The following is a 15,279-nucleotide window of genomic DNA, read 5'->3' as shown; positions in this document are numbered from 1 at the left end:
GCCCGATCGCGGTCGCGTTGGATGTTGCAGATTGATTCGTCCTCCAAATACCAGGTGACGCCCCGATGGCAGTCAAATTGAGTGAGAGAGCGGCCCAAGAGGTCCAAAGATTCCGTACCGAACACAACTTCGGCGAAGAGATGGTCCTGCGGATCGGTGTCGCCGGCGGCGGGTGCAGTGGATTCAACTACACGCTCAACTTCGACGACAGCTACGACGAAAAAGCCGACTCGAAGTACGAGTGCCACGGCGTTGAAGTGGTCGTCGACAAGAAAAGTGCCCTGTACTTGGACGGAACCACCGTCGATTGGTACGAAAGCCTGGAAAAACAAGGCTTTACGTTCGAAAACCCGAACGCCGTGAAAACCTGCGGCTGCGGAAGCTCCTTCCAAGCCTAGACGAATCGAGCGATCCGCTGGGAGTCCTCGCGAAATTGATGATTTGGCTGATTCGGGTTTACCAGACTCGAATCAGCCCCTTGTTCCCCCCGCGCTGCCGTTTCACACCGACGTGCAGCCAGTACGCGGTCGAAGCGATCCGCAACCGTGGCCCCTTGGCCGGTCTGTTCTGGACCGGGGTGCGAATTCTAAAGTGTCATCCCTGGCACCCCGGCGGCCACGATCCGCCGCCGCAGAGAAATCCGCCGCCGCAGAGAAACCAGGCGCGACCCGACGGCCGCTGAAAAAAAGAATTCCAGTTTTTTAGCTGATCTTGCGTGCGCTTGGAGGACACAATCCGCCCTTTAGGATGGTACGTCCCGAGGCGGATCTGGGGATTCACGTCGGCGCAACACGCGCAGCCCTCTCGGGGGCAACACAAGCAGCCCTCCCGGAGGAATCGCGCGCAGCCCTCTCGGGGGCAGCAACCGACCACCCTTCCGGTGTTTTTTCCGGAACAAACCCGGACTTTTGCACGTCCAAGTCCGGGGTGTGAAACGGTAGCGGTTGTGCCGGATTTTCTCAGTCCACCCCGCCCTCCGTGCCGAATGGCCCAAGAGACGGTTCTGAGGTGTTGAAATCTCACGATCCGTGATTGTCCTGGGTGTCTGCAAAGCGTTTCCCCCGTCGTCGCCCATTTGCCCTTCACCGAAGCTGGTCCAATAGATGTTTCAAGGTCGCGAAAAACGAGCCCGTCGAAGTCGCCTGAGTCGTTTGCTGGCTCAGTTGAGCCCGAAAGTGAAAAAGTCAGCTGGCAGCACCGCGCGGGTCACCCGCGGCGGTCAGGTCAAACTGGAAAGCCTGGAGACACGCCAACTGCTCGCCGGTGACGTTTCGATCGTTTCAACCGATTCGATGGGTCCGGTCGACGCGCGTGTCGAAGTCGCAACGGCATCGACCAGCACATCGACGCTGACCACGGTCAGTGAAGCCGAGGGAGAATCGGCACCGGACCTGGTCCAATTCGCCAAGGATCTGGCCGCGGTCGGCAGGGATGCAAACGGCAACCCGATTTCCGGGCAAGGCCAAGTGACGTTCTTCGGCGCACATTGGTGTCCGGCCTGTTCGGAACAGAAAGCACTGTTTCAAGACGGCAAAGACAACCTGCCGTTCATCGAAGTGACCAATCCGGACCGTTCGATCGGCCAAATCGGCATCGACAACAACATCACCGCCTATCCGACGTGGGTGTTCCCCGACGGGTCTCGCGAGACTGGTGTGTTGACGCTCCAGCAAATCAGTGACCGCTCCGGCGTCGCAATCCCGCAGGGAGAGAATCCGACGTTCGAACCGGTCGGCGATCAAACGGCCTTGATCGGCTCCCCGCTGCACATCCCGATCGACGCCTATGATCCCGACGGCGGTCCGCTGACGGTGACCGTCTCGGTCGCCGATTCGAGCCTACTGGAAGCATCGGTGGTCGGCGGAACCGGTTCGGGGAAAACAGCCCGCTCGATCCGGATCGACATGGCCACCTATGGCGACATGGTGGTCCAGATGTTCGATGACCGCGCCCCGACCGCCTCGGGACGCGTGATCGAATTGGCCAACGCCGACTTTTACGACGACATCATCTTTCACCGAGTGATCGACGATTTTGTGATCCAGGCCGGCGACCCGACGGGCACCGGCACCAGCGGTTCGACCCTGGGCAATTTCGACGATGATTTTCATCCCGAACTGCAACACAACCGGACCGGCGTGATGTCGTTCGCCAAATCCAGCGACGACACCAACAATTCACAATTCTTCATCACCGAAGTCCCGACACGTTTCCTGGACTTCAACCACAGCGTCTTTGGCCAGCTGGTCGAAGGCTTTGACGTTCTCGACGCGATCAGCGAACACGCGGTCAACGGAGCCGATCGTCCGACAACCGACATTGCGATCAACACCATCGAAGTGTTCACCGACACCGAGAACTCGATGCTGATGTTAAAGCCGACCGGCAGCGGCGTCGGTTCGACCAATGTGACGGTGACCGTGACCGACGGCGACGGCAACACGCACAGCGAGACGTTCCAAGTCGACGTCAACAACGACACCCAAAACAGCCAACCGTTCTTGAATGCGGTCACGGTGCCCGACCAGTTCACCCCCGGCACACCGGCCACGCTGCAGATGTCCAGCACCGACATCGAAGGCGACGCGGTCAGCTACTCGGCTGTCGTCACCAGCAGCGGAACGGGCGCGACCGCCTCGATCGACAACAACGGTTTATTGACCGTCACGCCGGCGTCCGGTTTCACCGGCCAAGTCAATGTCCAAGTCACCGTCCGCCCCGGACCGGGGGTGACCGGCAACAGTTCCAGCGACAGTGACAACCAACTGTTGACGTTCAACTTCGAAGGCGAACAGGTCCTCGCGGCTCCGACATCGATCGACCTGCGAGCCAGCAGCGACACCGGTTCCAGCGACAGCGACAACATCACCAACGCCGGCACGCTGGCCTTTACCGTCAATGGTGTGACCAGCGGTGCGACCGTCCAATTGATCAACGTCCAGACCTCGGCGGTCTTGGGCGAAGCGGTCGCCAGTGGAACCAGCGTGACGGTCACGACCAACAACATCGCCGCACTCGGCGACGGAACCTACAACGTGGCCGCACGTCAGGTGTTCAGCGGCGAAACCAGCGAACAAACCTCGCCCCTGAGCGTGACCTACGACACCACGCGCCCGACATCGGTGATCAGCAGCGCCAACACACGCGGCAACGTCGATCGTCTGTACCAGACCGATTTGATCAATAGCGAAGAGGGCGCGATCACCTATGCGTTGACGCAGTCCCCCAACGGCGCAACCATCAACGCGGGATCCGGGGCGATCCAGTGGACGCCCGGCGCCGCCAATGTCGGCGACAATGTGTTCACCGTCGCCGTCACCGACTTGGCCGGCAACACTCGCAGCGAAAACTTCACCGTCACGGTCGCCGAGGCTCCCAAGGCCGAAGTCAAGCTGGTTCTGAAAGACACCGACGGAAACACCATCAGCAACGTCAACGTCGGCGACGAATTCATCTTGGAATTGGTCGGCGTCGATGCCCGCAACAGCTTCGACCGTGACGGCGTGTACGCGATCTACACCGATATCTTGTTCGATTCCAGCATCGTGCGAGTCAAAGGCGGAACCACGATCGAATACGTCGGCAGTTTCACGCTCTCTCCCAAAGGGACGTTGGCCACCGGATTGATCGATGAACTCGGTGCCGCGTCCTCGTTGACGGTCGCTTCCAACGATGACGAATCGGTGATCGCCCGCGTGCGAATGGAAGCCATCGCCGCAGGCAGCGTCAATATCCGCAGCGAAGAAGCGGATGAATCCAGCAGCGAAGTCCTGCTGTTCGGCGAAGACAACCAAATTTCTGCCGATTCGGTGTTCTTCGGCAGCGCCAACCTGACGGTCGGCTTGGAGTTCACGGTGGCCGATGACGCGATCACCGTTGCCGAGGACTCCGGAGCGACCACGATCGACGTGCTGGCCAATGACACCACGACCGGCAGCAACCCGCTGTCAATCGTCTCGATCACCCAGCCGGCCAGCGGCGGCACGGTCAGCGTGAACTCGGGAGTGATCTCGTTCACACCGGCATTGAACTTCAACGGCACATCCACGTTTACCTATCGCGCCGGCGACGGCAGCGGCGCCCAGGACGTCGCGACCGTGACCGTCACCGTCACCCCGGTCAACGATCCGCCGACCGGTCTGGACGATACCTTCGAAGTCGTCGAAGGGACCTCCGCCAATCGGCTGGACGTGTTGGCCAATGACTCCCTGGATCCCGACAACAACGGCACGTTGACCGTCACCTCGGCCAGCAGCAACACCGCCGGGGCAACCGTTCAAGTTTCCTCCGATGGCCTGGCGGTCAACTACACGCCGGCATCGGGATTCACCGGGACCGACTCGTTCACCTATGTCGTCAGTGACGGCGCCGCGACCGATACCGTCACCGTCACCGTCACGGTGATTTCGTCCAACCCGCCGCCGACGGCCAAACCGGACGCGTTTACGGTCGCCGAAGACAGCGCCGAAACATCCTACGACGTGTTGGTCAATGACGACCGGGACGACGATGACGAACCCTTTGTGATCGACGGCGTCGGCACGCCCAGCCAAGGCGGTTCGGTGCGCTTCAGCAGCGACGGGACGACGTTCTTCTATGCCCCGGCCCCCAATTTCTTCGGCACCGAAACGGTGACCTACACCATCCGTGACAGCGGTGGCGGTGTTTCGACCGGAACGGTCACGTTTACCGTCACCGATGTCGAAGACCCACCACCGGTTCTTAACGACACACTCCAAGTCAACTCCGGCTCGGGTGCCTCGGTCGTGCTTCGCCTGGAAGACCTGCCCGACAACGTCGACGGAACCGGCGAATCACTGCAGTTCACTCTGACCACGGCACAACAAACGACCTCGCAAAACGGCACCGTTTCGGTCAACTCGGCCGGCACCGAACTGACCTACACGCCGCCCAGCAGCACCTTCACCGGGACCGACACGTTGAACTACACCGTGTCCGACGGCTCGGGCAACAGCGTCGGCACGTTGACCATCGAAGTGATGGACCTGACCCAGCGAACCATCTCGGTCAAGTTTAGCGGCAGCCAAGGGCGAAGGCTCTTGTCGGCGGTGCGTTTGACGGGCACCGACGCACTGGGCAACGCCATCAGCGAATCACCGATCTTGAACGGGAACAATCTAGAGTTCGCGAATCTGCTGCCCGGTGATTACATGGTGGAGATCCCCGCCATTCCGTTCTTCAGCGGTGGCGATCAAGCCCAACAGTATGCGATCAACAGCGCCGCCGATGACGGGGATGCGGTGATCGAGGCACAGTTGGGGCGGATCAAGCCGGAATTCATCTCGATCCAAGATTGGCTGGGATCTTCGCCGCAGCAATCGTCACTGGTCGTGGTCCAACCCGGCGGATCGGCGCTGTTGGCCGAACCGACCGAGCTGGCATCGGAATCCATTTCTAACGCCAACTACTCGCTCAATGACCTGGGAACCGAATTGCTGATTTCCGGCGAAGATGAGAGCACGACGAACAGCAGCAATGGCCCCGACACCCTGAACGCAGCGATCCTGACCAACAACCGGAACGTCGTGCAGCCGCGGGGGCAGATCGGTGACCTGTTCCTGTACCGCGTTAACGTCGACAGCGATGTCATCACCTACAACCGCACGCCGGCGGCGAATAATAGCGCCGCATCGGCACAACTGGCCGCCGGCACCGGCGAAGGCGAGCAGGTCGGCGCTGCGGCCGGCACGTCTGCAGCCGACGGCGTCAGTAGTCAGATCGTGCAAAGTGAGTCGACCAGCGGCGGATTGACCACCGCCGGCTCTGGCGAAGGCGAATCGGTCGCCCAGGCGACGTCACAGAACCAGGTGGCCGCGCCGCTGCTGTCGTCCGACGTGATCGACGCCGTCGCCGCGGTCGATCCGAGCGGGCAAACCGACGATTCGGGCGTCGAAGACGAGTCGGACGAGGCATCGTCCGACACGCTCGAATCCGGTCTGAGCGTCAGCGGAGTCGACCGATTCTTTCGCCTTTAGACCGTAATTTGCGGTTTTTTTGAGATTCCCGCCGGGAAATTTGGGCGCCGTTTTGAGGGTTTTTCGAAAGCCCTCGGCGGCCGCTTTTTAACGGCGAAATCGCGTCTGGACGGGGGGAAACATCCGTAAAACCCCCGAAAACACGGGTATCTATGCATTTTCCGGCGATTTCAGCGTGCCGGATTTTTCACGCAAGCTACGGTTCGTTCGGCCAAGAATCGCCGGAAACCCCGCAAATTGCAGGGTTTTTTGAAAGATGCCGGGTTGCACCAACCTTTCAGGCAACATAACACTTGGCCGTCTCAAACGCATGGGATGCTGATTCCCTCTTCAACCCTTCCTGCATAAGTAATCAGAAAAGGCTCTCGCAAATGGCTAAAGCTCCGCCAAAGGCACCTACCAAGACTCAGATCATCGCCAATATCGCTGAGTCGACCGAATTGTCTAAAAAAGACGTCGCAGCTGTCTTCGACGCTCTGACCGACGAGATCGCTCGCGAAATGGGTCGCACCGGCTCGGGTCAATTCACCATCCCCGGTCTGTGCAAGATCCAACGCAAGGATGTTGAAGCCAAACCCAAACGCAAGGGTCGCAACCCCTCCGACGGAAGCGAAATCTGGCTGAAGCCGAAACCGGCCAGCAAGAAGGTCGTCATCCGTCCGCTCAAGGGCCTCAAGGAAATGATCTGAGTTCGGCCCCAACAGCCTGCATTCAGATATCATCAATGCGGCACGCGACAGTCCCCTGTTGCGTGCCGTTTTTTTATGGGCGGGGCGAGTTGCCGATGGCGCGTCGTAACCACGCTCGCCAGAGCGTGGGACAAAAGCACCAAGTTCAAGACGAAACCCTCTCTGACAGTGAGGGTCGAGCGCGGCGAGGGCAGGGTCGATGCCATCGGATCTCCACGCTTGCCACGGCACCGGATGATGTCGGCTAGAATAATCCGCGTTCTTGTGGGCAGCGTCGCAAGACACATCCAGCATCGTCAAGTGCGGTTCGATCGCAGCTACCTTCGCCCGAAGCTGGGTGCGGTCCGTTTTCCACGCTCTGGCGAGCGTCGCTACATCAAGAAAACGCTGTCCAGTTAAACCACGTGTTTCCCACCCGCTTTGAACCACCCCACCTCTCGATCATACCCGCCATGCAACGTCGTCAATTTCTTAAACAATCTGCCGCCCTCTCCACCGTCGCACTCTCCGCCGGCTATTGGAGTGAAACCCGAGCCGATGAATCACGTTCGGCAAACGAAAAGCTGAAGGTCTTGTGTGTCGGCACGGCCAATCGCGCCGGTGCAAACGTCGGCGGCGTGCAACACGAAAATATCGTCGGCTTGTGCGATGTGGATTCGAAGTACCTGGAGAAAGCATCGGCCCAGTTCCCGTCGGCGAAAACCTATCGCGACTATCGCGAGATGATCGCCCAAGAAGCCGACACCGCCGACGCGATCGTGATTTCAACGGCCGACCACAATCACGCCCCGGCGGCGATCCGAGCCATCCGCGCGGGTCTGCATTGTTATTGTGAGAAACCGTTGACCCACACCGTTAGTGAAGCGCGGTTGATCGCCGAAGCGGCCAAACAGGCCGGCGTTGCCACGCAGATGGGCACCCAGATCCACGCGGGCAACAACTATCGACGCGTCGTCGAAATCATTCGCGCCGGAACCATCGGCGATGTCGCCGAAGTCCACGTTTGGGTCGGTAAGGGCTGGGGCGGTGGCGAACGCCCCGAGTCGGGCGACCCCGTCCCAGAGCATTTGGATTGGGACCTGTGGCTGGGACCGGCACCGGAACGCCCCTACAAAGAAGGCCGCTATCATCCGGCCAACTGGCGGCGTTGGTGGGACTTCGGCCAAGGGACGCTCGGCGACATGGGATGCCATTACATGGACCTGCCGTTCTGGGCGCTGGACCTGCGGCACCCCACCAGCGTCACCGCGGAAGGCCCCGACGTGCATCCGGAAACTTGCCCGCTGGGTCTGACGGTGCACTACCAGTACCCGGCGCGCGGTTCCCAGGTGCCCGTGAAATTGACCTGGTACGACGGCGACCACATCCCCAAAACGGTCGCCGGTGAACAGGTGCCCGGCAGCGGGGTGATGTTCGTCGGCAGCGAGGGCAAGATGTTCGCCAGCTATGGCAACTATCGCTTGTACCCCGAAGACACGTTCAAGAGCTTCGAGCCGCCGACGCCCACGATCCCCAATTCGATCGGGCATCACCAGGAATGGATTCAAGCCTGCAAGACGGGCAGCGAGACGACGTGCAACTTCGATTACTCCGGCGCCCTGACGGAGTCAGTCTTGCTGGGCAACGTCGCCTTCCGCACCGGAAAAACACTCGATTGGGACGGCAAGAATCTCAAGGCGACCAATTGCCCCGAAGCCGACGCGCTGATCCAAAAGCAGTATCGCCCCGGCTGGGAAGTGGCCTGAGCAGCGGATGCCCCACGCCCGTAGCGGAAGCCGCCAAGGCTTTCGGCACTTCCCGCGCTGCACCCCCGCTAGCGAAACTCTCCGCGAGTTCCGCTACGATGACCGTGCTGACACGCACGACGACTTACATCTCTATCTCCTATGACCATGCGCAAACTCTATCCCCTGGCTTTGGCAACCATGTCCCTGATCTCCGCGGTCTGTGAAACCTCCGGCGACGAGGGCATGTATTTGTTCAACGACCTGCCGGTCGAGCAACTGAAATCCAAGTATGGTTTCGAGCCCTCCCAGGAGTGGGCCGACGCGTTACGACTCTCGTCGGTCCGGTTCAACAGCGGCGGTTCGGGATCGTTCATCTCCAGCGACGGCCTGGTGCTGACCAATCACCACGTCGCCAGCGACACCCTGCACAAGCTCAGCTCCGAGGAACGCAACCTGATCGACGACGGCTACCTGGCCAAGTCCTTGGACGAGGAACTCAAAGCCCCCGACTTGGAACTCAATCAACTGGTCTCCATCGAAGACGTGACCGAGCGTGTCGAAGCGGCGGTTGCCGATGACGCCTCGGCCGCCGACGCGGTCACGCAGCGCCGGGCCGTGATCGCAGAGATAGAAAAGGAGTCGACCGACAAGTCGGGTCTGCGCAGCGACGTCGTGACCCTGTTCGGCGGCGCCAAGTATCACTTGTATCGCTACAAAAAATACACCGACGTGCGTTTGGTCTGGGCGCCGGAAACGGCCGCCGCGTTCTTCGGCGGCGACGCCGACAACTTCGAATACCCCCGGTACAACCTCGATGCGACGGTCATGCGAGTCTATGAAGACGGCAAGCCCGCCAAACTGGAGCACTTCCTGCGTTGGAGTGATTCCGGCGTCCGTGAAGGCGACCTGGTGTTTGTCAGCGGAAACCCGGGGCGGACCCAACGGATCTTTACCGTCGAAGCGCTGAAGTACCTGCGCGATGCACGATTGCCTTACGTGTTGGATTACTTGCGCCGCAAAGAAATCATGCTGCAACAATTCGGCTTGGAAGGCGCCGAAGCGACACGCCGGGCGCGGGACGAACTGTTCGGCGTCCAGAACGGCCGCAAGGCGTACACGGGGATGCTGGCCGGACTGCAAGACCCCGGTACGATCGCGACCAAGCAGAAACGTGAAACCACGCTCCGCGAGGCGGCCCGAGCGGATGCGGAACTGACCGACACCGAAAGCGCCTTTGCAGAGATCGCTGCGGTTCAAGCCGAAAAGAAGAAGATGCTGGGACAAACCGTCACCTTCCGCTCGCGGCTGTTCGATCTGGCGCTGACGTCCGTGCTGCGTGCCGCCGAAGACGAAAAACCCAATGGCGAGCGGTTGCGGGAATTCACCGAATCGGGACGCGAATCGCTGGTCCAAGACCTGCTCAGCGAAGCCCCGATCTACCGAGACCTGGAACGCGTCAAACTGGCCGATGAATTGGCCCGGTTCGTCGAACAACGTGGCGGGGACGACCAGTGGGTCGCCGTGGTCTTGGACGGCAAGGGACCGCGTGAACGCGCCGCCGAACTGGTCGATGGCACCAAGCTGGATGACATCAGCATCCGCAAGACCTACCTGGACGGTTCGCTCGACGACGTCAAAACGTCCGAGGATGCGTTGATCGTGTTGGCGCGGAAGTTGGAACCCGAGTATCGACGCATCCGAACGATCAACGAAGAGTTGGACGAGCGCGAACGCCAGGCTTATGCCAAGATCACCGCGGCGGTCAGCAAGCTGCAAGGAGACTCGGGCTATCCCGACGCGACGTTCACCTTGCGGTTGGCCTACGGTCAAGTCAAAGGCTACATGCAGGACGGTCAGCGCATCGAACCGACGACCGACTTTGCCGGCGCCTTTGAACACGAAGCACAACACAAAGGCCAAACCGATTTCGACTTGCCGCCCTCGTGGAACGAGGCCGAAGACGAAGTGGACCTTGCGACCCAATTGAACTTCGTCTGCACCGCCGACATCATCGGCGGCAACAGCGGATCGCCCGTGGTCAACCGCGACGGCGAACTCGTCGGGCTGATCTTTGACGGCAACGTCCAAAGTCTGACCAGCGATTACCTGTACACCGACCAGCAAGCCCGTGCGGTCAGCGTGTCCGGTGTGGGGATCATCGAAGCGATTCGCAACATCTACGGCGCCGACGAACTGGCCGATTCGATCGGCCGGTAAACCGTCGCCGCGATCAACGTCGCTACCTTCGCCAGAAGGTGGATCCGACGTGTATCCCACGCTCTGGCGAGCGTAGCTACGCCAAATTCGGGCCGTCGCCGTGTTCTCCGAACTCGGCGTGCGGGAAAAAACGAAGCATTGCTCCGCGCCGACCTCGGAGAGGACGGCGACTGTCTGGCGAGCGTAGCTACGTTCCCCGGTTTTCAGTCACCCGCCGCGATCGTCAGCATCGCCTTCAGTTTGGCGTTGTCCACGTCCGAGCGTTTCAACCGCAAGACCGAGCCATCGGCCAACAGCACTCGCATCGCTTCACGGCCGGCGAACAGGTCCTCCACCGGATTCGTTTCGGAGATCATCCAAGGCGTCGGATCGGCCCAGTGGATCGCGTCGCCGCTCGGCGCCTCGGCCAGCAGAATCGTTTGCGACCGATCGTCGGTGATGTCCTGCAGCGTCTTCGGCGGCCCGTCGCCGTGCCAGAGGGATCCGGGAAAAACCGGAGCACGGATCACGGTGTGTGCGACCGGCAAACTGGAATCACCAACGCCGGCAGGTACGGTGCGTTTCATCTGCGAGTTTTCCGGTGCATCCCAAGGCAGATCCAATCGGATCGAACGATAGAACGCCAAGTTGTCTAAGTCGGGTAAAACGGCGACCAACCAGCTGTGCAGCGGTTTGCCATCGGGATCGACAAAGCAGCGCGGTGGCAAATGCTTTTCGCGATCATGGTAGATGTAGAACGCCAGGCCGAGTTGTTTGAGGGTGTTGACCAGCTGAGACTGGCGAGCGCGCTCGCGGGCGTCGCTCGCGAGCGATCGCCCCTGCCGGAAGACGTCGTCGCCGGCCTCCAAGATCACACGATTCTTTTCGCGGCGGAGCGAAACGTTTTGAAGCGATTCGCCGAAGGCCTGTTTGATTCCCGCAAATTGATTGGCAAATCGATCCGCCGATGCTTCATCGGTGGCGTCAACCATCAGACGTACCAAGGGATCCGGCGGTGTCCGAAAGGTCAGAATCACGCGGTCGATCCCCTGCACCAACTCGCTGGGGGATAAGTTCAGCGGCAATCCACCCGGCAGCCGTTGCGGCCAAACGCTTGTCAACAGCTCTCGAGTCTGGAGCGGAAACACCAGCACTGCGGTATGGTCCAAACGATTCGCGTCTTTGAGCGGCATCAGCAACGCATCGCGTTTGACCGGCGCCGACGATTGAACGCGTTTGATCTGCTCGGCCGTTCCTAGAATCATCCCTCGGTTACTGGTCAGGGCTGTGACCGAAGCAGGACGTTTTCCCAGGATGTTCTCGATCGCCGCAAGCAACTTCGTCGCCTGGGGTGTTTCGATCACGATCAAGGGCATTTTGTCAGCCGGGGTCTCCAGCCCGGCCAGAAAATAAACCTTTCCCGCCTGAGCCTCTTTCATGGCTCCAAACAATTGTTTCACGGTGGGCACGTCTGAGGGCCGGTCACCGCTGAGGTCTTGGATCAATTCAAACAGCGGATCGACATCGATCGTCTGCCAATCGACCTCGGCGACCAACATCGTTGACGGTTCGACGTAGGCGGAGATGGGATGCGTCTCCGCGACGTCGTTGATCAGGACGGCATGGGGCGGCCCTTCTTTGCGGTCTTGCCCATTGGCCGAATCACCCGCCGGGGCGGCAACCATCAGGACCAGGACGTAAAGCACGGTTCGCAGCGTTTTGATCAAAAGCATCTAATTCACCTCCAGCTTGATGTTCAGTGTGATGTCGTCGCGCGAGCGCGGTCCCTCGGCCATCGACAAAGTGGCCTCGGTTTCCGAGTGACGAGCGTATTGGAATGAGCCGCGGATCCGCGGGTCGTGCCAGGCGGGGACGGGGGTCAGGTCCGTCAGGGTCCCGGGCAACGCGGCGTTCTCGGCGGCATGCATTCGCAGCGCTTCGAGCGTCAGTAACCGGTGCAATTGTTGACGCATATCCAGCGGCACACTCATCGCGGTGGCAACCGATGGCGTCATCATCCGGGCCAGTTGTCCGCCGAGCGTCCGAGGTTGTGCGGCGGCAGTCATCGCACCGCGGCGTCGGGCCTCGGCTTCGTCCCACAATTCCGGCGGCAGCGATGCCCAAGAAAGCCAGGCATCCCGGATCCGCGCCAATTCGAATTCGCTGGCACGCAACACCGCCTCGGCGTCGGAGAGTTCATCGACGCGGTCGGACCACTCGGGATCGATCGACAACAACTGTCGTGCGGGTCCGACCATCAATGCGATTTGGAATCCGGTTGTCATCTGACGCATCGAAATGTTTTCGGTCGCGTCGCCGCTGGGGTGAAACATCGTCGCAAAGGCATGAGTGATCTTTTTCAAGCGGAGCAATGCTTCCTGTTCGCCGATCACGGTGTCGGGCAATTCGTCCAGTCCCGCGATGATTCCCAGGTGGCTGCTGAGCGTCGATTCATACTCCATCGCCTCACGAAAATCGAACAGCTGATCGGCCGGCAATCCCGCCAGCGCCCAATACAGATTGGGGCACTCGGGTTGTTGGATCATCGATTCGATCGTCTTCAACATCGTTTCGCTGATCGCCGTCCCGATCAATCGCCCCAGCAAGGTATCGGTGCTGTGACTGGCGGCCTGGGACAATCGAAACCCGAGCCGCAAGTCGGCCACGGCATCATCCCAGCGTTCCTCCGCCGCAGCGACACGTGTCCGCAATGCAAGCAGTCGCGCCAAATCGCGCATCTCCTGGAACTCCGGCAGCAAGGTGGAAACCCTGTCCTCCGCCGACATCTCTGCCATGCCCAGGTCATAGTCCAAACCCATCCAGGTCTCGCCCGTCCGCAAGACTCCGATCGCCGTTTCGAATGGCCCGTAGCTCTCCCGTGCTTCGTCGACGGGAAGTTGATCGATGGGAAGCGACGTCCAGGTGTCGTAGCGTTCCAAAAACTCACGCTTTTTCGTCGGTGAAACCTGGGCCACGAGGATCAGGGCGCGATTGACCGTCACCATGACCGGTCGGGGCCTGCGTTTTTCCGGCGCCGGCCACAAACGATACTTCAGCATCGGATCCGATTGGTGGCGCGGGTGCAGACGCACCGTTGTTGACGTTTCCGATTCTGTCGGAGCTTGGTCGCCCTGCGTGAATGCAGGCGAAAGCATGACTTGGCCGCGCGAGGGCGTCACTACCAACAGCGACGCCACCGCACAGATTACCGCGGTCGTGTTTTTCATCGTGGTTGAACCTGTAAATCGAAAGTGGCAGTGAGCGTGTCCAAATCTCCGGCAGAGATCGTGTCGCCTGCGTCAAAGGGGTCGTCTTCCAGTGCAATCCAATTGGACCTCGGAAGCGTCTCTAGCGATCGGCTATGAAACGCAGTCAGTGTTGCCAACGGTGTGCCGCCGGCGATGGTCGTGAGGTGCCAGTCGGAATGAATGTTTTGCCACCGCGTCGACTTGATCGATGGAGTCGCTTCAGCACCGACCGGTGCACCCGAGGGCTCATCACTCGGCTCTGGGGCCGCGTTGTCGGTTTCCGATGGAGACGCATCGTGCTGCACCGCCACCCGGGCCGGGTTTGGCGACTGCCAGTGCCGCCCGATGCCCAGCGCGACCGGTATGGTGACGACGGCCGTCAACACGCTGGCCGCCAGCAACGACAACCATTGCCCGGCATTTGCGTTCCGGACAATCGACATGCGACGAACATGATCCCGCCCGGCTTCGAAGCCCGCGCGATACAAAATCGATTCGATGCTGAGCGGAGTCTCGGGACCGTCGTCTGCGGAGGCGGAAACCGACGCCGGCGTCAGTCCACGCAGTCGAGCGATGAACGCCTGGTCGATCCCGTCGTCGTCGCCGTCCCGCTCCCTGTCATTTTCATTTTCATTTTCATTTTCATTGTCCAGATTCATTTTGAATCCCTCCCACCGACCGAATCGGCTGTCGGATTGAATTTGCGTTGCATGGCTTGAATGCCGGATTGAAAGGTCCGATGTGCCGTGGATTGGGAACACGCCATGACCTCGGCGATTTGCTTGAAACTGAGTTCACCCCACAATCGCATGACAATGACCTGCCTCTGGTCGGCGTCCAAAAGTTTCAGTGCCTCGGTGACCTCTTGGGCATCGAGCGCGGATTCCAGCAGCCGCGATTCCCCCTCAAACCAAGCCGATTGTTGATCGGAACCGCGTTCGCGTCGCCGGCGACGGATTCCGCTGCGACGCCATTGCAACAGTTGGTTTCGCGTCACCGTGACCAGCCAAGCGAAGGGGTCGTCCGGCGGTGGCGATTGCCGTGCCAGCCGCAAGAACGCCTCCTGCACCGCGTCCTCGGCCGGTTCGCCGATCGCACGCGCGATCAACAACAACCGCGACGAGCAGCGTTTCCACGTTTCGGCGAGCTCTTGGGGAGGCATCGGCATCGATCGAGTGGGGATTGTTTCGACGCCCAAAGACGCCACATCGGAAACAAGGATGTTACCGCCCCCGGTGTGTCCCAGGATTTTCCAAAGATTCTCGCGATCCTTTCCCCCCGATCAGACCTCAATCTTCCTACCCAATAATCTTCTTACCCTGTTTCCCGATCGGGGTCCTGCGATTTTCAACCTCTGAGAATCAAGTGCCAAAGCTTGTCACCCTCCCTGGCAGATATTTTTTTCTTCGGGTGGTGCGTTCGG

General features: G+C 60.3%; 10 protein-coding genes. 6 read left to right on the top strand and 4 right to left on the bottom strand.

The genetic code is table 11. From position 1 onward, the window contains the following. The first annotated feature begins 65 nt into the window (after positions 1-65). The 6 genes from Mal15_RS25145 to Mal15_RS25120 all read left to right on the top strand — a co-directional run bounded on the left by Mal15_RS25145 (position 66) and on the right by Mal15_RS25120 (position 10,629). Positions 66-398 carry a HesB/IscA family protein gene (locus tag Mal15_RS25145; RefSeq protein WP_147870270.1) on the top strand — a complete coding sequence of 111 codons (333 nt, stop codon included), beginning with the start codon at positions 66-68 and terminating at the stop codon, positions 396-398. A gap of 38 nt (positions 399-436) precedes the next feature. Beyond that, positions 437-682, top strand: a complete 246-nt coding sequence (gene yidD, locus Mal15_RS25140; protein WP_147870269.1) for a membrane protein insertion efficiency factor YidD — start codon at positions 437-439, stop codon at positions 680-682. A gap of 493 nt (positions 683-1,175) precedes the next feature. Continuing rightward, complete coding sequence (locus tag Mal15_RS25135) at positions 1,176-5,996, top strand: Ig-like domain-containing protein (protein WP_167547034.1); 4,821 nt, start codon at positions 1,176-1,178, stop codon at positions 5,994-5,996. A 293-nt stretch (positions 5,997-6,289) separates the two neighbouring features. Next, on the top strand, positions 6,290-6,685 hold the full coding sequence (locus Mal15_RS25130) for an HU family DNA-binding protein (protein ID WP_233903015.1): 396 nt from the start codon (positions 6,290-6,292) through the stop codon (positions 6,683-6,685). A 452-nt stretch (positions 6,686-7,137) separates the two neighbouring features. Next, the gene (locus Mal15_RS25125) at positions 7,138-8,430 is read left to right on the top strand and encodes a Gfo/Idh/MocA family protein (protein WP_147870267.1); all 1,293 of its coding nucleotides are present in this window, start codon (positions 7,138-7,140) and stop codon (positions 8,428-8,430) included. A gap of 180 nt (positions 8,431-8,610) precedes the next feature. Next, positions 8,611-10,629: a S46 family peptidase gene (locus Mal15_RS25120; protein WP_233903014.1), complete on the top strand. Its 2,019-nt coding sequence runs from the start codon at positions 8,611-8,613 to the stop codon at positions 10,627-10,629. A gap of 203 nt (positions 10,630-10,832) precedes the next feature. Here Mal15_RS25120 and Mal15_RS25115 read toward each other — a convergent pair whose 3' ends face one another. The 4 genes from Mal15_RS25115 to Mal15_RS25100 are packed head-to-tail and all read right to left on the bottom strand — an operon-like array spanning position 10,833 to position 15,024. Continuing rightward, positions 10,833-12,341, bottom strand: coding sequence for a DUF1559 family PulG-like putative transporter (locus tag Mal15_RS25115; RefSeq protein ID WP_147870265.1), 1,509 nt, complete (start codon positions 12,339-12,341; stop codon positions 10,833-10,835). Then, positions 12,342-13,835: a hypothetical protein gene (locus tag Mal15_RS25110; RefSeq protein WP_147870264.1), complete on the bottom strand. Its 1,494-nt coding sequence runs from the start codon at positions 13,833-13,835 to the stop codon at positions 12,342-12,344. Continuing rightward, a complete protein-coding gene (locus Mal15_RS25105; RefSeq protein WP_147870263.1) occupies positions 13,832-14,515 on the bottom strand; it encodes a hypothetical protein in 684 nt (227 codons plus the stop codon). Before Mal15_RS25105 ends, Mal15_RS25110 begins: the two co-directional genes overlap by 4 nt. Next, entirely contained in the window at positions 14,512-15,024 is a 513-nt protein-coding gene (locus Mal15_RS25100) for a sigma-70 family RNA polymerase sigma factor (protein ID WP_147870262.1), read from the bottom strand. Before Mal15_RS25100 ends, Mal15_RS25105 begins: the two co-directional genes overlap by 4 nt. Between the last annotated feature and the right edge of the window lie 255 nt (positions 15,025-15,279).

Origin of the sequence: Stieleria maiorica (assembly GCF_008035925.1) — a bacterium.
GTDB classification, from domain to species: Bacteria; Planctomycetota; Planctomycetia; order Pirellulales; family Pirellulaceae; genus Stieleria; species Stieleria maiorica.
This window is presented reverse-complemented; position numbering and strand designations above follow the sequence as displayed.